At 37.9% G+C, this 20394-nt stretch carries 15 protein-coding genes; 6 read left to right on the top strand and 9 right to left on the bottom strand.

Features of this window, described 5'->3' with window-relative positions; translation table 11 throughout:
• Positions 1-8 precede the first annotated feature (8 nt).
• Together K345_RS21790 and K345_RS21795 are read right to left on the bottom strand one after the other, a co-directional pair.
• Positions 9-1127, bottom strand: a complete 1119-nt coding sequence (locus K345_RS21790; RefSeq protein ID WP_211227923.1) for a ribonuclease H-like domain-containing protein — start codon at positions 1125-1127, stop codon at positions 9-11.
• Positions 1120-3480, bottom strand: coding sequence for a DEAD/DEAH box helicase (locus K345_RS21795; RefSeq protein WP_083963860.1), 2361 nt, complete (start codon positions 3478-3480; stop codon positions 1120-1122). Before K345_RS21795 ends, K345_RS21790 begins: the two co-directional genes overlap by 8 nt.
• Before the next feature lie 32 nt (positions 3481-3512).
• On the opposite strand from K345_RS21795, the gene K345_RS0118150 reads away from it, so the two are divergent.
• Entirely contained in the window at positions 3513-4790 is a 1278-nt protein-coding gene (locus K345_RS0118150) for a glucose-1-phosphate adenylyltransferase (RefSeq protein ID WP_037573206.1), read from the top strand.
• A 4-nt stretch (positions 4791-4794) separates the two neighbouring features.
• Here K345_RS0118150 and K345_RS0118155 read toward each other — a convergent pair whose 3' ends face one another.
• From K345_RS0118155 to K345_RS0118175, 5 genes are all read right to left on the bottom strand, one after another.
• Complete coding sequence (locus K345_RS0118155; RefSeq protein WP_028975375.1) at positions 4795-5199, bottom strand: (deoxy)nucleoside triphosphate pyrophosphohydrolase; 405 nt, start codon at positions 5197-5199, stop codon at positions 4795-4797.
• Complete coding sequence (locus K345_RS0118160; RefSeq protein WP_028975376.1) at positions 5199-5609, bottom strand: hypothetical protein; 411 nt, start codon at positions 5607-5609, stop codon at positions 5199-5201. The genes K345_RS0118155 and K345_RS0118160 overlap by 1 nt, the downstream gene beginning before the upstream one ends.
• Positions 5610-5677: 68 nt before the next feature.
• Positions 5678-6208: a hypothetical protein gene (locus K345_RS0118165; protein WP_028975377.1), complete on the bottom strand. Its 531-nt coding sequence runs from the start codon at positions 6206-6208 to the stop codon at positions 5678-5680.
• A gap of 4 nt (positions 6209-6212) precedes the next feature.
• Positions 6213-7631: a bifunctional ADP-dependent NAD(P)H-hydrate dehydratase/NAD(P)H-hydrate epimerase gene (locus tag K345_RS0118170; RefSeq protein WP_028975378.1), complete on the bottom strand. Its 1419-nt coding sequence runs from the start codon at positions 7629-7631 to the stop codon at positions 6213-6215.
• The gene (locus tag K345_RS0118175; RefSeq protein WP_028975379.1) at positions 7632-8822 is read right to left on the bottom strand and encodes an LIC_12708 family protein; all 1191 of its coding nucleotides are present in this window, start codon (positions 8820-8822) and stop codon (positions 7632-7634) included. It lies immediately after the preceding gene.
• Between the two features lie 107 nt (positions 8823-8929).
• Here K345_RS0118175 and secA point away from each other — a divergent pair, with 107 nt between their 5' ends.
• A complete protein-coding gene (secA, locus tag K345_RS0118180) occupies positions 8930-11653 on the top strand; it encodes a preprotein translocase subunit SecA (RefSeq protein ID WP_028975380.1) in 2724 nt (907 codons plus the stop codon).
• 322 nt (positions 11654-11975) lie between these two features.
• On the opposite strand, the gene K345_RS22655 is transcribed toward secA, so the two are convergent.
• Positions 11976-13112, bottom strand: a complete 1137-nt coding sequence (locus K345_RS22655; protein ID WP_053228454.1) for a peptidoglycan DD-metalloendopeptidase family protein — start codon at positions 13110-13112, stop codon at positions 11976-11978.
• Positions 13113-13213: 101 nt separating this feature from the next.
• Between K345_RS22655 and K345_RS0118195 the strand changes: the two genes are divergently transcribed.
• Entirely contained in the window at positions 13214-15106 is a 1893-nt protein-coding gene (locus K345_RS0118195; protein WP_037573209.1) for a penicillin-binding protein, read from the top strand.
• Positions 15103-16899 carry a motility associated factor glycosyltransferase family protein gene (locus K345_RS0118200; RefSeq protein ID WP_028975382.1) on the top strand — a complete coding sequence of 599 codons (1797 nt, stop codon included), beginning with the start codon at positions 15103-15105 and terminating at the stop codon, positions 16897-16899. Before K345_RS0118195 ends, K345_RS0118200 begins: the two co-directional genes overlap by 4 nt.
• A 159-nt stretch (positions 16900-17058) precedes the next feature.
• Here K345_RS0118200 and K345_RS0118205 read toward each other — a convergent pair whose 3' ends face one another.
• On the bottom strand, positions 17059-18237 hold the full coding sequence (locus K345_RS0118205; RefSeq protein WP_028975383.1) for a pyridoxal phosphate-dependent aminotransferase: 1179 nt from the start codon (positions 18235-18237) through the stop codon (positions 17059-17061).
• Positions 18238-18289: 52 nt separating this feature from the next.
• On the opposite strand from K345_RS0118205, the gene K345_RS21805 reads away from it, so the two are divergent.
• Together K345_RS21805 and K345_RS21810 are read left to right on the top strand one after the other, a co-directional pair.
• Positions 18290-19723, top strand: a complete 1434-nt coding sequence (locus K345_RS21805; RefSeq protein WP_083963861.1) for a potassium transporter TrkG — start codon at positions 18290-18292, stop codon at positions 19721-19723.
• Between the two features lie 4 nt (positions 19724-19727).
• On the top strand, positions 19728-20381 hold the full coding sequence (locus K345_RS21810; RefSeq protein ID WP_053228456.1) for a potassium channel family protein: 654 nt from the start codon (positions 19728-19730) through the stop codon (positions 20379-20381).
• Positions 20382-20394 lie beyond the last annotated feature (13 nt).

The raw sequence follows: 20394 nt of genomic DNA on the forward strand, positions 1-20394 counted from the left end.
TAACCTATTTAAATCTTTTGTTTAAGACGTTTAAGACGCTTTTCCAGTTCATTTCTCTGTCCCTCTCTAAGGACATTTAAAGGTATCAGATTAAGATAATCCAAGGCCTTAATAGGATCTTTTTGCTTGTGCTCATAGTATTTTGCTAATTCTGTATAGGCAAAATAGGGTTTAATAGAGGCCAGTTCCCTCCATAGGGATAAGGCTTTATCCCAGTCTCCCCTCTTTTTATATAGATTACCCATATAACGCATACTATGATAATGAGGCAAGGATGCTGATTGTTCGATAAGAATAGGTCCTTCAGGCCTGTTAATTTCTTGTAGACATAAGCCCAAACGAAAACGGTCAACTAAGGAATATTCAAAAGGATGAGCAAAAATTTTCTCTATGTAAAAGAGTAACTTAACCAGGCTATAAATATCTTCTTGATTATGATAAAACACACCTTGCAAATCTTTGGCATCTCTTGATTTTAAAAAATCAAAATACATTTGTGGAACAAGGGCTCCAGGAACATCCTGGGTCTGTCTTTTGATACCGAGAATCACTTCCTCTATATTTGATAATTTGCAAGATCCTATACAATTCTTCCACAATCTTCTCGATATGGTTAAAAGGTCTAATTGGGGGGGAATCATCCAATTCATACGGTTCATCAAAAACCTGGTACGTATTAAATGACTATCATAGGTTTTGCCATTATAGCTGACATGAAGCTTAGTGGGATCAAGGTCCTTTTTAATCAATGCCAGTAAGTCCCCTTCTCCTGGATAATCGGACAGAAAGTACTGTTTGAATTGAAAGGCATCACCCTTAATAAAGCCTATGCCTACCAAAAAGGGAACTGTACCCGCCCCCCCTGATAAGCCTGTAGTTTCTGTATCATAGAATAAGAAATCCTCGGCTTGACGTTGACCATTATACAAATAGGGATCTTTCGACCAATATGGTTGTGGTAACGGTAAATTCTCTTCCCTGAGCCATAAATGAGGAGCGACTTGATGGAAACCATCCAGCCCCTTAATACTCACTTCCTGCTCTTTTGATTTTACTGTTGTTTTTTTAGTCAGTTCCTGAGCTTGTCGTAAGGCTCCTAAACGGGAGGACAAAGAAGATCTAGCCATGTTTAAACCATTGATCAATAAGAGCTCTTGTTCTGTCTTTATAGTTTAAATTACTATTATCAAGTGATTTGCTTATCTCTGGATCATCACTGGACTCAGGACCGACACAGGAGGGGCAGCCTTTCTCACAGGTACAATTATTAATAACCTCCTGTGAAGCTTGTAATATTCGGGTCAGTTTTTGAGGAACCTGTTCTGCTAATCCAACACCACCGGGATAGTTATCATAAAGGTAGATAGTGGGACAATCATAATGGGGATCATTAACCCGCTCAGAGACACGAATGTCTCCGGAATCGCACATTAAGAAAATGGGGATAGTTTGAGCTAATAGATTACCTATTCGTCGTAAGACAGCTCCCTGCTCATCCATGGGCCATTGATTGAAAGCCATACCCATTATGGTAGAAGAATGGAATACTATCATACAGGCTCTCGTATGCATTTCGTCTTCCGGAAGAAATATTTCTCCGTATCCTAAATTCTCATGCGTATTATAACGAAGTTTTTTGTATTTAGCGACTTGTCTACGGACCAGAACATCCCCCAGGATACTCTGATACAGGGAATAATCATTTTTTTCATCCTCTGATAATACTTTTATATCAGTTTTTACTACGGAATCAGTATAATAGTTGACCTGACTAGCTTCTATATGGCACTTAAGGTTCAGAAGATCTAGATGTTTTACAACAAATTGATTACCACGATGAATATATATGGCATTATCATGAAGAAGCTCTTTAGCACTGGACTTATCCATCTCACCGATAATCTCATATCGTCCTTTGGTCTCATCAATGATAACTACATTTTCATTAGTGATAGCTCTGAGGCTCACAGTCTCTGCTGGATATCCTCTATCAGCCCAATAGTAGCGATCCTGAGTATTGCGTAGAACTCCTTCAGATTCTAAATAAACCAACAGCTCCTGGACATCTCCTCCAAAAGCTTCACCTTTTGCAAAGGGCAGTTCAAAACTGGCACATTTTAAGTGATCCATCAAAATGTAAGGGTTATCTGGATCAACATAGGCTGACTCAGGTGGTTTTTCTAAAAAATATTCCGGATGACTGATTAAATACTGATCCCTAGGTCCGGATGTGGCTATAAACAAACTAATAGAAGTATTACGACTACGTCCAGCCCGTCCTGACTGCTGCCAGGCAGAAGCTACTGTAGAAGGCATCCCAGCTATGATGGCTCCATCTAATCCACCAATGTCTATACCTAACTCGAGGGCATTTGTGGAAACAACCCCTTGAATGGTCCCCTCTCTAAGACCCTTCTCAATGGATCTTCTTTCATTTGGTAGATATCCACCTCGATAGGACTCAACAGTTATACGATTATTTTCATTAAAATGATTAGCCAAATTTTGATTAATATAGGATCGAATAAGTTCAGTACGAACTCTGCTTTTTGCGAACACAATAGTTTTTATTCCTGACTTAAGAAAGCGTAAGGCCCATTTTTGGGATTCCAGAACAACTCCTCTTCTTATTCCCTGAACACTATCCACTACTGGAGGGTTATATAAAAGAATATGCTTTTCCCCATGGGGAGCCCCATTCCTATCAATCAAAGTTAATGGTTCCTCCAGTAATTGTTTTGCTAACTCAAGAGGATTACCAATAGTGGCGCTACAGAGGATAAATTGAGGAGTAGCACCATAAAAGGCTAGTATTCTTTTGAGCCTGCGTATCAAATTCGTCATATGGGAGCCAAAAACACCTCTATAGGTATGCACTTCATCAATTACGATATATTTTAATGTCTTAAGAAAGGCTATCCATTTAGGGTGATTCGGTAGAATACCAGAATGAAGCATATCAGGATTGGTCACAATGATACGACCTTGATCTCGGGCACTGATTCTTAATGAACTGGGAGTATCCCCATCATAAGTTACAATTTTAATAGGTAGCCCGGAAGGAAGAACCAGTTCGTTCAGGGCAGATTGTTGATCTTGACTCAAAGCCTTAGTAGGAAAAAGATACAGGGCTTTACTGTGAATATCCTCTAATAGTGATTGTAGAATGGGTAGATTATAACAGAGAGTCTTTCCCGAGGCCGTAGGAGTAACGACAACGATATTGTCCTTTTGTCTAACAGACTGATAACATTCAGCTTGATGTGTATATAATTTATGTATACCTTTCTGATGGAGCGCCTCAATCAGTTGAGGGTGCAAATCATCTGGTAAAGGAAGATACTGACCTTCCTGAGAAGGTATTGTTTCGTGATGGGTTAAACAACGGAGGAACTGTTTGTCCTCATTTAATCCCTCAATAAAATGATCCATTTCCGCCATAGAGGGTACTATATCATATTTTTTCTTGACCGACATCATAGGCCTACCTAAAATACATTAAAGGAGTAGAAATGGAAGTACTTAGTTTGATTCTTGGCGGAGGCAAAGGAACAAGACTATATCCCTTAACAAAGCAAAGATCTAAACCCGCAGTTCCCTTTGGAGGCAAGTACCGACTTGTGGATATTCCTATCAGTAACTGTATTAATTCAGGCTTTAGAGAAATATATATTTTGACGCAATTTAACTCAGCATCCTTACATGTTCATGTGAATCACACCTATGTTTTTGATAGTTTTTCCAGGGGTTTTGTTGAAATATTGGCCGCTGAACAAACCTTTGAACATAGCAGCTTTTATGAAGGTACAGCAGATGCAGTACGGAAGAACTTCAGTCACTTTCATACCCATAACCCAGAAAATTACTTGATACTATCTGGTGATCAGTTATTTCGTATGGATTTACAGGATTTTTACAGAACTCATAAAAATAATGCTGCTGATATATCCCTTTCCTGTACTCCAGTCACAAAAGAGAAAACATTAGATTTAGGAATACTAAAAGTTGACGAAGAAGGTCGTGTAATAGGATTTATAGAAAAGCCAAGTCTGGATAAAGATATTAGTGAGTATAAAATGCCACGAAACCTGCATCCGGATCAGGAAGCCTATGAGAAAGGAGAATGTTACCTGGCAAGCATGGGAATGTATTTCTTTAAAGCTTCTGCAATGGAACATAGCCTGGATAATAATAAACCTGACTTCGGAAAGAACATCATCCCTGACTCTATTGATCATATGAAAGTTCAAAGTTATATCTATACAGGTTTTTGGGAAGATATTGGTACGATTAAAAATTTCTATCAGAACAATATTAACCTCTCCTCTGTTAATCCCGCTTTCAACTTTTATGATGAAAAAATGCCTATTTATACTCATAGACGGGATTTACCAGCCTCAAAGATCAACTTCTGTACCATAAGTCAAACCCTTACTGCTGATGGATGTATCATTACTAATGCCAGTATTGCCAATAGTATAATTGGAATACGTACACTGATTGATTCAGGGTCTAATTTAGATGGTGTTATCTGTATGGGTGCTGACTTCTATGAAACAATGGATCAAAAAAATCAAAATAAGCGTCAAGGCGTTCCCAATATTGGAATAGGTAAAGGGACAATTGTCAAAAAAGCCATCATTGATAAGAATGTTCGAATAGGTGAGAACTGCCGCATAGGTATTGATAATATAAACAGAAAAGAAGGAGATTACGGCAACTATCATATTAAGGATGATGTCATCGTAATTCATAAAGGAGCTGTTCTTCCTGAGGGATCTATCATATAGATTCCTACAGGTTGAAGGCTCTTCTGTTTTCGATTAGATATTCGTAGATTGGCATATCAGAATCAGCCAATCTCAAGGCATCCATATCCTCTAATTTGAACCATTTTGCAGCTTGATGCTCCGTGAGTATTCTGGGAATTTTTCGATCCATTTGAGCCAAAAATGCTAGTAATTTAAAATGTTTACTACCATTAGTAAACTGGCTCTCTAAAAACAGATCCTCTACTTTTAAATCAATACCAAATTCTTCCTGATATTCTCGTTTAAGACCCTCTTCCGGGGTTTCTCCAGGATCGACCTTACCACCGGGAAATTCCCACCGGTCTCCTTGAGCCCCTCCTGGATTACGAAGAGCTAAAAAGACCTTTTTATGTTTGATGACAATACCAGCTGTTGAAATGTATTCCATTATATTAAAAGTAATCCCGGCAGCAAGAAATGAAGAATTCCTGTCAATATTGTGGCGATTCCAATGATATTCTTGTTTGCCAATACGCTATGATCCAATTTGTCTACGACATCGCTAGTGGTAGTCGCTTTCTCCTTATAGTACTCAAGCATGAGTGTGACACCAGAAGCCATACCAGCCAAAGCAGGTATAAGGTCTCCAACGATTGGATAAGCACCTTCAGTATAGGTCAATAAATTTACAATCCCGATGATGGCTGTTACTAACCCCATAAATCCTTTCACACCAGTGCTGGACATCAATTCCACGAATCGTGCCAAGGAAGGAAGCTTTTCATCAAGAGACTCTTTAGCTAGTATACCACCAGCAAAAACATTCAATACAATGGATAAAAAATAGATTTGATACATCTTAGTTATCCTCCCTTTATTCTGCTTGAAGCATAGTCAAAACTCTTTTAGGGGTCAACAAATTTTTCTCACTCCCCTAATCTAATATCAGGCTTAATTGTCTTTGTTATATCATTCCATATCAAATTTATCTCTATATTCTTGCCTTTTGGAATCTTTAGACGAATGACATCCTCTTGCCTTGTTCCCGGTAAGTTGAAATACTGTTGTTCTTGTAGAACATGATCAACAATAACCTCCATTTTCAAAGGAGAACTCTCTTCTATAGGGTCCTTCTGCTTTATTTCTAAGCTGAGTAACATATTATCTGATAGAGAATAAGCATGAGCACTGAATTTTAAATGTTTCCATTGTTCATCTTCTATTTGACGATTCAAAAATGGAACAAGGAGAAAACCAATGAGAAATAGTACAGAGATATCCGCTAAGATAAGACCTAATCTTTTATTGGCCTTTACAAAACCCCATAACCCCTTATATCGATAACGATTGATTATCCTATCCGCCAGGGTATTAGGCAAACCTTTTTGTCTCTCTTTCCTATCATAATAAAAAAAGAAATCTCCATCACCCTCCGTCTCCGGACCACGATATATCACTATTTTAACTCCCTATGATCAAAGATACTCCCTTAAGAATATCATCGGCAACAATTCTGCCAGCTTCATTATGAATCAGTAAGCTTTGTGTTATAGCATCAAAAGAGGAATATCCCTGGCAAAGAAGTCCACCTAATAATCCAGCAAGTATATCACCAGACCCACCTGTGCCTAAATAACCGTTAGGTTCACTATGAATATATATAGACTCTCCTGGAGCTGTGAATCGACTAGTAAAATCCTTAAGAAGAACCCAGCAATTGTATTTATCTGCTAAAGTTCTCACACAGGAATCAGGGTCACTCTTTATAATCTCGATAGTCGTATCTAATAAGTAGGCAGCTTCACCAACATGAGGTGTTAAAACAAGCTTATTTTTGTTAGAATAACTACTAATATCCACCTTTTTGAGTGCAAAAAGACCATCAGCATCAACCACAGTAGGAATAGATAAGGATAATAGTCTATTCAACACATCTAACCGTTCAGCATTCCTTCCCCATCCACAACCGAGGACTAAAGCCTTTGCTTTAGGAGAAGAGTTTTCCTCATTGTTGATCATGACAAAAAGATCAGTACATCGACGAGACACATGATCCGGATGAGAAGTATGAATACAAACCAATCCTGCACCAATACGACCGGAACCTGATGCCGCTAAAAGGGCAGCTCCCTCCATCCCCGGACTGCCACCCCATATTTCTACTAAACCATGAGTCCCTTTATGTCCAAAGGGATTTGGTATTAAGTTCTTTTTATCCTGTGATTCGATTAAAAAAAAGTTCTTAGAAAGTTTTCCAAACGAAACTTGAGGAAAGCCGGGATCAGCCACAATGATGCGTCCTCGATAGGGTTGGATATGTGGATGATACAGAAGTTTTTTTAATGCACCCATAGCAATAGTTAGATCACAGGGTATAAAGTCTTCATGATTAGTGTCAGAACACCCACTAGGAACATCTATACTAACTTTTATACCTTTATAATTTTTTATTTGGGCAATTATTGACTTGATGTTATCTCTCAGGGGACCATTGACTCCTGTTCCAATTAGACCATCAATGATGACATCATATTCATCTTCAGGAAAGTTGCTAAGAAAATAAAGTCCCATGGACACACATATTTCTTTCTGAATAAGAAAGGATTCAGAACCCTTTATAAAAGGATTATAGATAGAGACAGAATAACCTTTATCATACAGAACCCTTGCTATAACAAGAGCATCGCCACCATTATTACCAGCTCCAGCTAGTATAAGAATATTATTGTTAACTAATGATTTGATTTCAGGCTGAGACAAAAGAATTTCACAAAAAGATCTACCTGCATTTTCCATGAGAACAATACCAGGAATATGGTACTCATTCTGTACATCCCTATCCATTTGAGCCATTTGCTGACAGGTATAGAGAGCTTTCATTTAATTACCTCGCAGATTATCAGACCTCCACCAAACGACATGTGCGGACTCATGATCTACCAGTAGAGCATATAATAGACCAGAAGCATCTACTTTAAAGTTAGTATAATAGAATTCTTCATCTTTTACTTCTATTAAGCGCTTTGCTATTAATTTCCCTGAACGGCTGTAAACAAATAAAGTGTGTTTGTCATGTGTTCCACTTGTTAAAAAAAACAAATCGTTATTAAGGGAAGAGCCTAAAAACATTAAAGGCAGAATAACTGATTGCATATCTAGTAAACCTTCTCCCTTTAAAGTGGCTTTAAAATCCGGTAAAACAAAACCCTGATCAAATTCATGTGTGATTCCATCAAAATTATAAACCACAGATCTTGTCTTTGAGACGCCTATACTAGCACCAGTGTTTTCTTCAATTCCCTCTTTATAGTAATCCAAAGTAACAAATAAAGTCCCTATATCTGTTTGGGAAGGGAAAACACCTTCCACATTAATGAATACGCCCTCTCCTTTATGGGGAAATAAGGAACTGCTCATAGTATATTTTTTAATAAAAGTACCATCAGTGTTATAATTATATAAACGATATTCATCATCATATTGTGTTAAGACTAAAAGAGTATCATTGGCCGCCATATTTATATTCATGATATAGGAAAAGGGAGTCCCCTCTAAACCTTCTTCCCCAATATACCCACTATACTCACCATTACTGTCGAATTTTAGAATAATATTCTTTAATGCACTGTCTTTTCCATTAATTATCTGTCTGCTTTTATCTACCACTTCCTGTACAAACATAGTTCGGTTTTCAGATACCGTTATTTCACCAGGAGACACAAAGGGAAACGGAATGGCTTTTTTGTTGGAACGCTCAGAGGACTTAAGACTTAAAGCTACAGGTTGGGGGTTTTTGTCTGCATTATAATAAAGAGAAAGAAGATCACCATAACTAGTTAACTGCATTACCTTTGAACCAGTACCATTAGCTATAAAAAAGATGCCGTCTTTCATGTAAATGCGGTTTTTATCATTGGGCATGACATCGTTCCTTAGAAACACATCCATTTCATTTTCCAGAACACCCAATCGAAGACTAAATAGATTCTCCCTCTTTAGAAGGGGACCATTCAAATGACAACCCACAAAAAGTAAGGCAATTGCGAGTGTGAGGCTTTGCTTTTTGTTCATTTAATGATGACTCCTGCTAGTCCGATAGTACACCCCAGTCTTTTGGGCTGTCAATGAGGGGGCTTTTTGTCTTGACCACCCTTATAAAAGTGGATAAATTGGGTCACATGTTGGAAAAAATTATCACAACCCTCTTTGGGTCAAAACATGAAAGGGACCTGAAATTACTACTCCCCCTTCTTCATAAAGTCAATAGCCTAGAAAACTGGTCCATGGCCTTGTCAAAAGAAGATATAAAACAAAAAACCGCCGAGTTTAAAGATAGAATCCAAAAGGGAACAGAATTGGATGAGATTCTCCCTGAAGCTTTCGCTATAGCCCGTGAAGCCGCAAGGAGAACCTTAGGGGAACGCCCCTACGATGTTCAGATATTGGCTGGATTAGTTTTACATCAAGGTAAGATTATGGAGATGAAAACAGGGGAAGGTAAAACCTTATCCTCTGTAGCTCCAGCTTATTTGAATGCACTCTCTGGTAAGGGAGTTCATATGGTCACAGTCAATGATTACCTGGCAGAACGTGATGCCAAATGGATGAAACCTGTTTTTGAATATCTAGATATTTCAGTAGGTTTTATTCTGTCCAATATGGATCCTGACAGACGTAAAGAATCATATAGTTGTGATATAACCTACGGGACAAACAATGAGTTTGGCTTCGATCACCTTCGGGACAACATGCGAGTCTCTGGGGATCAGAGGGCGCAAAGAGGATACAATTATTGTATCATTGATGAAATTGACTCCATCCTGATAGACGAAGCTCGAACACCTTTAATTATATCCGGAGCGGTTCAAGAAGATACTACACGCTTTAATGAAGTTGACAAACTTGTACCCTACTTAACAGAATGTGAAAAGGATCCTCAAACGGGGGATTATCCGGAAGAACCTGTCGGTGATTTCAAACTTGATGAAAAGGGAAAAAGAGTCCTATTCACTGATGAGGGAATGAATAAAGTAGAAACCCTACTTCAAAAAAACAACCTTATATCAGGTTCACTATTCGATGAAGAAAATTTTGAATTTATCCATTACATGACACAGGCCATGAAGGCTCATCATCTGTTCCATATTGATGTTGATTATGTTGTTCAGGAAGGAACAGTCCAGATTGTTGATGAATTTACAGGACGTATACTACACGGTAGACGTTATTCTGAAGGATTACATCAAGCTATTGAAGCCAAAGAAAATATTAAAGTAGCCCAGAAAAACAAAACGTTGGCAACTATAACCTTTCAGAACTACTTCCGAATGTATGACAAACTTGCAGGGATGACCGGTACAGCAGATACAGAAGCTAAAGAATTTACAAAGATCTATAATCTTGATGTTGTGGTTATTCCAACGAACAGACCTATAGCTCGTTTAGATGAAGATGACATTATCTATTTCAATGAAGACTTTAAGTTTCAAGCCATTGCTGATGAAATCGAAGAAGTTCATAAGAAAGGGCAACCAATTCTTGTAGGGACCATCAGTATTGAAAAATCTGAAAAACTAAGCCGTTTGTTAAAAAAACGGGGTATAAGACATGAGATATTAAATGCCAAAAACCATGGTCGGGAGGCCATGATTATTGGAGAAGCTGGTGCTAAAGGATCTGTAACAATAGCCACGAATATGGCTGGTAGAGGAACAGATATTAAGCTCGGAGGTAATCCAGAAGTTAAAGCACGTCGAATCGCAGGGACAGAGGCAACACCGGAAGAGTTTCAGGCGGCACTTGAAAAAGTTTCATCCGAATGGCAGAGAGATTATGAGGAAGTAAAAAGCCTTGGAGGTCTCTACGTTCTGGGAACAGAACGTCATGAATCAAGACGGATTGATAATCAGCTTAGAGGACGTTCAGGAAGACAAGGAGATCCAGGAAGAAGTAGATTCTATGTCTGTCTAGATGATGATTTAATGCGCCTCTTTGCTTCTGATAGTGTGCGAAACTTTATGGGTAGAATGGGAATGGATAATGGAGAGCCTATTCATCACCGAATGATAACAAGATCCTTGGAAAAAGCACAACGACGAGTGGAAGATCGTAACTTCGATATTCGTAAACATTTGTTAGACTATGATAACGTATTAAGTGAACAAAGAAACTTTATCTACGACCAGAGAGATCAAATCTTAATGGGAGAGGACTTAAGTCACAGAGTACTTGATACGGCTAAGGAGATGTTGGAAGACATTTTTGATACATATAGCAAAAACAAGAATAACTTTACTGATAAACTTCCTATCCTATTAGCAGATTTACAAGAAACTTTCTTATATCAAAATGATAATGCTTCAGAAGAATGGAAAGATTTAAGTACAGATGCGATAAGGGAACAAGTTTTTCAATCCCTTAAATCGGAGATCGAAGATAAGGAAAATCAGGTAGGAAAAGATGTTCTTAACCAGTTTATCAGATTTGAATATCTAAGAACTATTGATATGAGATGGCAAGACCATCTGGAAGCATTAACAGCCTTACGTGAAGCGGTATACTTAAGAGCCTATGCTCAAAAGAACCCTCTAAATGAATATAAACTTGAAGGTTTTCAAATGTTTGATGAACTCATTCAAGAAATCAAGACTGGTATTGCAAGAAGACTATTCAGGGTTAAGGTCGAAACGAATCCAGCGGAAAAGGCACGAGCCAGACGAGTCAGTCGTGTTCAAGCTAATCATAGTGGTATGGATGCTTTTGGTTCAAATAGAGGCCCCGGTCCTGCCCAGGAAAATAGAAAAGCCGTACAGGTAGAACGCTCCACACCTAAAGTAGGGAGAAATGATCCCTGTCCTTGTGGTAGTGGTAAGAAATACAAACACTGTCACGGAGCTTCTTAACCAATAATGCAAATAAAAAAAGAGGGCTCTAACAAAAGTATATTTTGTTCTGGCCCTTTTTTATGCCCTAAGTAAAATGATATGTAATATTTTTTAGATATCTTAAAGGGCTATTGCCATAAGTCTGTTAGAACTTTGCAACAGCCCTTTTTTTATTCAAGTAAAATTATTCAGTCTATTCCGTAAGTACAATGGGATTCGGAGTCTCTGCCACATTCAGATCATTGCCAGCAAAAGCTCTGATCAAAGTAAATACAGCGAGCATTCCTACAATAAACATAGCAAGCCTTCTCATCTTACGCTCCCTTAGAAGATGGTTTCATTATAGCTTCAAAAATTTCTTAGGATCAACAGGTTTTTTATTTTCGAACACACAAAAATGTAAATGACTTCCTGTACTGTAACCTGTAGAGCCCATTAATCCAATTTGGTCTCCCTGCATAACACGTTGTCCTTTTTTTACAAGTGCTTTTTGTAAATGTCCATATAAAGTTTGGTATCCCTTTTGATGATTAATAACAATATAGTTACCATAACTGGAATGATAGCCGACAGTCACAACAGTCCCATCTAAAGCAGCTTTGATAGGGGTACCCAAAGGTCCAGCGATATCTAGTCCATTATGAAAACGTCTCAAACCAGTAAAAGGATCATTTCTATATCCAAAGGGACTTGTAACGACCCCTCTTGTAGGAGTTAAAAACAATTGATTCAAAGCACGCTTCAAATCAAATAAGTTCATACTTGCCTTTGGAAGGAATAACTCCTCACCCATTTTTAGTTTATCAGTTTCCAGAGTATTCGCATCTAAAATGGAGGTTACAGCTACACCATATTCATCGGCTATCTTATTGAGATTATCCCCGAACTTAACTTTATAGAGAACTCCGTCCATATTGGGGATCTTAATGACATCTCCAGGCTTAAGCTTATCTGCATTCCTAATTTGATTAAAACTTATTAATGTACCCAAAGCCAAATTATGGTCATAGGCAATAGAAGACAAAACATCCTTATTCTTAACGGTGTATTCAAAACTATCAACAGCTTTAAGAACCGCATCTGAAGGTAAGTCAATGATAGCCTGATCTGCAGCTGCTCCGCCGATACCGTCATAAGTTGTTCCTATTTCATCAAAATAATATAATTCCTCACCACTTTCTGTTGGCAAACTCAAGTCATTTGAAGCAAAATCACCTCTCCAATATCCTTGTTCTTTTTCTCCACCAATCAGAGAAAAAAGTAATACCATACTTGGTATTCCCCCTAACAAAATCAACAATGTTTTTCGTGAGAATTTAAAGGGTGACTTTGGTAGCTTCGTCATTCGTTTAGTATTGGACACTTGAGTTGCTTTTCGCTTTAAAGCACCAAAAAGGCTAATCATATTATTATTATGATAATATTGATGATTTTTTTGCCTTCTTACTACTTTTTGATTTTGAAGTAAGATTTCCATTTATAATGTCTCCCTTTTAGTGTTATCGGATCATTGCAAAACGCACTTAATGGTTTGTCACGGAAAAGGAAAAGTGTTATTCTTTGTTTACAATTAGTATTATGGAAAAGAAAGACACAAACCCCGTAGAAAAAAGCTTCAAACGCTTAAAGACTTTGATTATTTCAGGAATTGTAATCCTGTTAATATTATATATTCAGTACGCCAGATTAATGATCTTTGGACCTTCTGAGCGCTTACAGGATTCCATCCCCTTCCCTGCTATTGAACGTGGCCCCATTCTTGATAGAAATGGAGAACTTCTAGCCATCACAACTCAGTTAGATTCTGTGACCTTATCAGGCCCTCATATAACCAATGTGCAGGAAACAGCCAAATATCTATCTGAAATTCTTGACATGGATGAGGTAGAGTTAGAAGAAAAACTAAGTACAGATGCGGCTTTTAGCTTTATTAAAAGAAAAATCAGTCCCACACAAAGCGGACAGATCCGCAAACTACAGGAACAGGGATTTTTGAAAGGGATATATCTTGAACAGGAATTTGGAAGAAATTATCCTAGACAATCTCTTGCTAGTCATGTATTGGGTTATGTTGGTACGGATAATGTAGGCCTGGATGGCATTGAATATACTTTTAATGACACCCTTAGCCCTCCAGTCATGGGAGGAGAAAAAGATATCATCCATGGAAATCAGGTTTATCTCACCCTGGATATGAATATTCAATACGAAACAGACCAGGCAGCTCTTAGGTTAATGGAAGATAATAATGCTGATTCTGTAATGATTTTAGTAATGGCTGCTAAATCAGGAGAAATATTAGCCTATTCAGCTGTTCCTACTTTTGATCCGAATACCTATGGAGATTATCCTCAGGATAATTGGAGAAATAGACCTTTATCACTAACCTTTGAACCAGGTTCTGTTTTTAAAGCATTTTCTATGGCTTCCTTACTGGAAAACAATTCTATAACGTTAGAGGATCAATTTTATTGTGCTGGACATTATGAAACTAAAAACCCCAATGGTTCTATAGAGTACATTAATTGTCTTGGAGTTCATGGTTGGCAGAATGTGGGAGGAATCCTCAAATATTCCTGTAATGCTGGTGCCGCACTGGCAAGTGAGCACATTAGTAAAGAAGATTTATATAACACTCTTAGTAAATTTGGCTTTGGAAACAGAACAGATCTTCCTTTATTAGGGGAATCAGCAGGGTTATTAAGAAAACCAGATAAATGGTCATATCGTTCAAAACCAACGTTAGCTATGGGCCAGGAAATCGGAGTTTCAGCCATGCAGATGATTACAGCAGCTACAGCTTTGACCAATGATGGTGTACTACTCCAACCACATATAGTGAAAAAGATTGTGGATCCTCAAGGCAATGTTGTAAAAGAATATAATAGAACACCAGTCAGGGAAGTCTTAAAACCTGAAACCGCCCATGAAATGGTACGTTTATTAGAAGGCGGATCCGAAGCAGGTGGTACTGGTAGAAGAGCGAGAATCGATAACTTTGAAATCGGTATTAAAACAGGAACCGCACAAAGCCTGGATCCAACAACAGGAACTTATTCAGAGAGTAATTATATTGCCTCTGCAATGAGTATATTCCCCCTACCCGATCCACAGCTCATTTCCTATATAGTTATACAGAATCCCAAAGGATCCAGTTACTATGGCGGTGTATTAGCAGGACCTGCTACAAAATCATTGATTAATTATATGATTAACTATCTTGATCTACCAATAGAGGGGGAACAGGCTATCGCTCATGATGGAAAGGTGTCAGTAAAAGCAAATAAAGAGATTATCCTCGATGGAAAAATGCCCAATGTTCAAGGATATTCCAAAAGGGAAATATTAGGTTTGTTCAAAGATCCCTCCCTCAAAATAAGCATTAGTGGTAGTGGTTGGGTTGTTAAACAAACACCTAGTCCTGGAGTAGTTCTAGAGCCTGACACACAAATAACACTGGAATTAAAGTGAATTACTGGGATAGGAACTGGTTACTTTTAGAAAAGAAATATCCACAGATAGCTGAAATAAAACCTATTGCATGGGAACCTAATGCCGATTTTGAGTGGATTTATCACACAAACGATAAACCTAGTGCAAAATGGAAGGGGCGTTATCTCCATAGTTCACGAGCTCCCGGTCAGGAAGCAAAGAAAATAGCCGAATCCTACTTAAACAGGGACAATCCATCCAGTGGTTGGATTTATTATGGACTTGGATTGGGATATGTTCCAGAAGTCATCTTAGAACAAAGTAAGCAGCCCTATCTTATAGTAGAACCAGATATAGACCTTTTCTACCATTTACTATATCACCAGGATTATTCCACTTTATTCAGTCATCCCGGTTTTAATCTCTTAGTTAGTGCTCCTTCTAGTGGAATTCACTTCTTTTTAGAAGACATTATTGGAGGAATAGTACAATGGGTTCCTAATAAAGCCTACCAAAGCCTTTTTCCTGAACTATGGACCAGCTATATAAAAGAGTATGACGCCTATCAAGAGAGAAGGAAGATTAATAGAAATACCCTCAAAAGATTTGGAAAACTGTGGATCCATAATATGGCCCGTAATATAGGTTCCATTGAGAAGTATCCAGGAATTCAATTATTACAGAATGTGCTACATGACATTCCAGTGATAATATTGGCTGCCGGTCCAAGTCTCGATGAAGGACTGGCTAAATATGCTCAACTCAAGAATAGAGCCTTCATTATTGCTGTTGATACGGTTTGTACAGCCCTAAAGCACCATGGAGTAAAACCTGACATGGTAATATCAGTTGATCCCCAATACTGGAACTCAAGACACCTCGACCGCTTTAATTCTTCACAAGTGATTTTAGTCACCGATTCTACGACTTATGGGTCCTTATTAAATGACTGGCAAGGCCCTGTATTTCTTACAGCAAGCCACTTCCCCCTATGTGAGTACCTGGAAGCCAAGATTGCCCCTAAGGGGAAGATTGCAGCAGGTGGATCTGTAACAACGGCAGCATGGGATTTAGCAAGGATTATGGGCTCCAAAGAAATATATATTTGTGGTATGGATTTAGGTTATCCCAATGGGAGAACTCACATGGGTGGAGCCTTTTTTGAAGAAAGGATGAACTTTATAGCTAATCGCTGGAATACCTCGGAAAAACAATCTTATCAATATATTTATAGTGGGAATCCTACCTTTGATAAAGATTATCAGGAACAGCTTCTGCTCACAGACCAACGTTTAACAATATATAGAACCTGGTTTGAAAGGATTCTGCCACGATATAAGGACATCACCAATAGAACCTTAAGTCCAAGAGGACTACATATAAAGAGCTTGGCTCCCTATAGTATCAATGAATTTCTATCTAATAGGACAAAGATTAATAGACAGGGCTTAACAGAAAAAATAGTACAGAAACAAAATGAACTCTCTCAAAAGACCTTTCTTGAAGTGAATAATATCGTAAATGACCTTAAAAAGATGAAAAAGGCCTGTCGATTAGGCATAGACTGCATAAAAGGGCCCTTAAGCATTCAACAGAAGAATAAGCAATTATCACATATTGATCAAATCATTATATCTAATCCTGCTAGACATGCAGCATCCTATCTCATACTTCCCTATATGGAAGATCTTATCAATAGTACTAACTTAGAACAAGAAAAAGCAATGGATTTGTCAGAGTCTTTTTATGACTCCCTATTAAGCACACTTAACTACACAATCTCTCAGATGGAATTAGGTTTAGACCAATTTCAACGAATGTATAGGAACTAATAACTTTTTTGTAAAAAACGTCTAAAGGAATTTTCCAGAAAGTCGAAGATATAATTGAGCGATGCATTTTATATGCTCACAAGGAAACGGTATGCTGCATTACGACGTCCAGGCATACCGTTTTTTTTTATCCTAAGGAAAAACTCATCTAACAGTCTGTTATGTAAAATCCAAAGCCAATTGTTTAAAGGCTTTAAGGGATCGTAGAATCATATCTTTTTTCACACAATAAGAGATCCTCATATAACCTTCAACATAAAAGCTATTACTTGGTACAAGAAGAAGATTGTATTTTGTTTTAGCATATTCACAGAATTTTTCTGCATCTTGATCCAGAGTTTTAACAAATAAATAGAAAGCACCCTCAGGCATAATACAATGATATCCCATAGCGCTTAACTCTTTGTATAGAATATCTCTATTTTCCTTATACACAGATATGTCAATTTCTGTATCAACACATTCAGAAACAACGTATTGAAAGATACTAGGAGCGCAGACAAAGCCCATACTTCTTCCTGCTCCACATACAGCAAGGAAAACCTGATCTCCTTCCTCTACCCCATCACTGACATAGATATACCCTATCCTTTCACCAGCCAGAGAAAAAGATTTACTATAAGAGTAACAAACAATGGTGTTTTGATAATAATGAGGAACATAAGGAACAGAAACATCGCCATATACGATTTCTCGATAAGGTTCATCTGTTATAAGATATATGGGATGACCATTTTCTTTTGATTTATCCTTTAGCATTGCCCCTAAAGATTTAATAGTGTCCTCAGAGTAAACAAATCCAGAAGGATTATTGGGAGAATTAATGATGAGGCCCTTGGTCTTTGAAGAAAAGCACTTTTCCAAATCTTCAAAGTCAATATCCATTGTGTCCGGATTTGGTTGAGACACGACAATCGACGCACCAACACTTTCGACAAAGCACTTATATTCGGGAAAAAAGGGAGCCAGAACAATCCATTCATCCCCGGCAACTGTGAGAGCTTTGATAGTACAGGTCAAGGAGGCGGCCGCTCCGCAAGTCATGTAAATACGATTAGGATCAGCCTTCATTCCAAATCGCTTATTGATTGATTTGGCAATAGACTCCCTAACAGAAGGATGTCCGGCAGCTGGTGTATAACCATGAACATTATCCCTTTGTAATAGGTCTGACAATGTATTTGTCACAGTCTCTGGAGGGGGAACACTGGGACTACCCAAACTAAAATCGTATACATTTTCCTCACCAATTTCAGCGGCTTTTTGCCGACCATACATGAATAATTCTCTAATAATAGAACTCTTACTTCCTAGTTCATACATTTTCTTTGATATCATAAACTAACAACCTCAATTAGATATACTTAAGATGTGATCTTCATCATAATACATGGTTTTAATAAATTTTAGTATAATTTATGTTCCACTTAGTCGAATCTATATTCCATCATTATTAAAGAAACCAATCGTAAGTATGTGTTATGATTATAGAATGGAACAAAGAAAGAAGTATCCTCCCCGTATTGTCGCATTAAGTTTCTTAGCTCTTATCTTAATAGGGTGGCTCTTATTGCTCCTCCCCTGGTCAAGTAAAGAAGGTTCCTTGACCATACTAGAAGCCTTTTTTACAGCTACTTCTGCGGTATGTGTTACTGGTTTATCAGTGATAGAATTAAGTCAATTAAGCTTGCTAGGCCAAACTATCGTCATGATACTAATTCAGTTTGGTGGCATAGGTTTCATGGTTATTTCTTATTTCCTGGTCCTAACCATTAGAGGAAACTTAAGCTTAAGTGATGATACTGTTATGGAAATGATTGTGAGTAAAGATGATTATGGCTCTCTTAATAAGGGCGTTCGCTTGATTGTCACCTATACCTTCGTAATCGAAGCCCTGGTGTTCATCTTTATTCTAATAAGCACACCTGTTCATACAACGAGAGCCAATCATATCTGGAATTCCTTATTCCTCAGTATATCATCCTTTTGTAACGCCGGTTTTACCCTTTCCCATCGAAGCCTTCAATCCTATATATCCAATGTTCCCTTTAATCTGGTTATAATGACCGCTATCATATTGGGGGCATTAGGTTTCCCGGTTATCAATGATTTATTACAATGGATTAAGTCAAAGTGGAGTAAGAAGAATTACAAATTAAACATCAACACCCTTTTAGTATTACGGGGAACTATTATTCTCCTCCTTCTGTCCTCTCTTTTGATCTATGTGAGTGAACGGGAGAATATCTTACAATTCATGAATCCCAAAGAAAAAATGATAGCAACCTTCTTCCAAGCTGTAACCTTAAGGACAGCTGGATTCTCGACCATACCTTTTTCCCAACTAAGAAGGGCAACACTGCTAATATTAATCCCATTTATGTTCATTGGAGGAGGTGCCGGAGGAACGGCCGGTGGAATAAAAATCAATACAGCCGCCCTTTTACTACGTAAAATCATAAATCTGGCTAAGGGAAGCAAGCGCTTGATCATTGGCAATTTTGAAGTAGGCAAAGATCAGATTATCAAATGTTTTATCTTATTTTTCATGGGAATCATTTGTTTATATACAGCAAGCTTTCTTCTCATCCTATTTGAACCGGCTTCTGAGTTCATTAATCTTATCTTTGAATCTGTATCAGCCTATGGGACGGTAGGCCTCTCTACGGGAATTACTTCCCAACTGAACTGGCAGGGACAGGTCATACTTATTCCCCTTATGATAATGGGGCGTATAGGGTCTCTCACCTTAGTAACGGCCTTATCTACTCCAAAGGATAAATCAATGATAGAATACCCTGGTACAACTTTTAATATAGGATGATGGAATGGATAAAAATATTGCTGTAATCGGTTTGGGGACAATGGGGCGAACCATCTGTGAGACCCTCGTCAATAGAGGGGCCAGTGTATTGGCCATAGATAATTCCATTGCCCTTGTGGATAAGGTAAAAACATCTGTTGAAAAAGCCATTGTCATGGATACCTCTGATTCAGATGCCATTAATCAAGCCCCTCTAGACAACATTGATATAGCTATAGTGACCATTGGTGACAGTATTGAAGATAATATATTAACAACCACCTTACTGAAACAAAAGAAGATCCCCTATATCATTTCCAGAGCCTTAAATCCTACTCACAGCCAGGTACTCAGACAATTAGGTGCTGATAAAATAATCAATGTAGAAGAAGATTATGGTAATCAACTGGCAGAGGAGTTAATGAATCCCTATGTGATAGGAAAGGTATCCATAAATGATGACTACATCATCCAAGAGATATCAGTGGAGGAAATCCCCATGAAGGTCACAAACAAATTCTTCGCAAACCATAATATCCAAATATGTGCAATCCAACGGGAAGACGATCTCATTCTTATCAATGATATAGAAGATATACAACCAAATGATGTTCTCTTTTGTCTGGGAAGTAAAAGCAACTTTAATACCCTCTTCCAGGATATTTCCCGCAAGTCATAAAGAAGAAGTATAA

It is taken from the genome of Spirochaeta cellobiosiphila DSM 17781 (assembly GCF_000426705.1).
Taxonomy (GTDB): Bacteria; Spirochaetota; Spirochaetia; order DSM-17781; family DSM-17781; genus Spirochaeta_E; species Spirochaeta_E cellobiosiphila.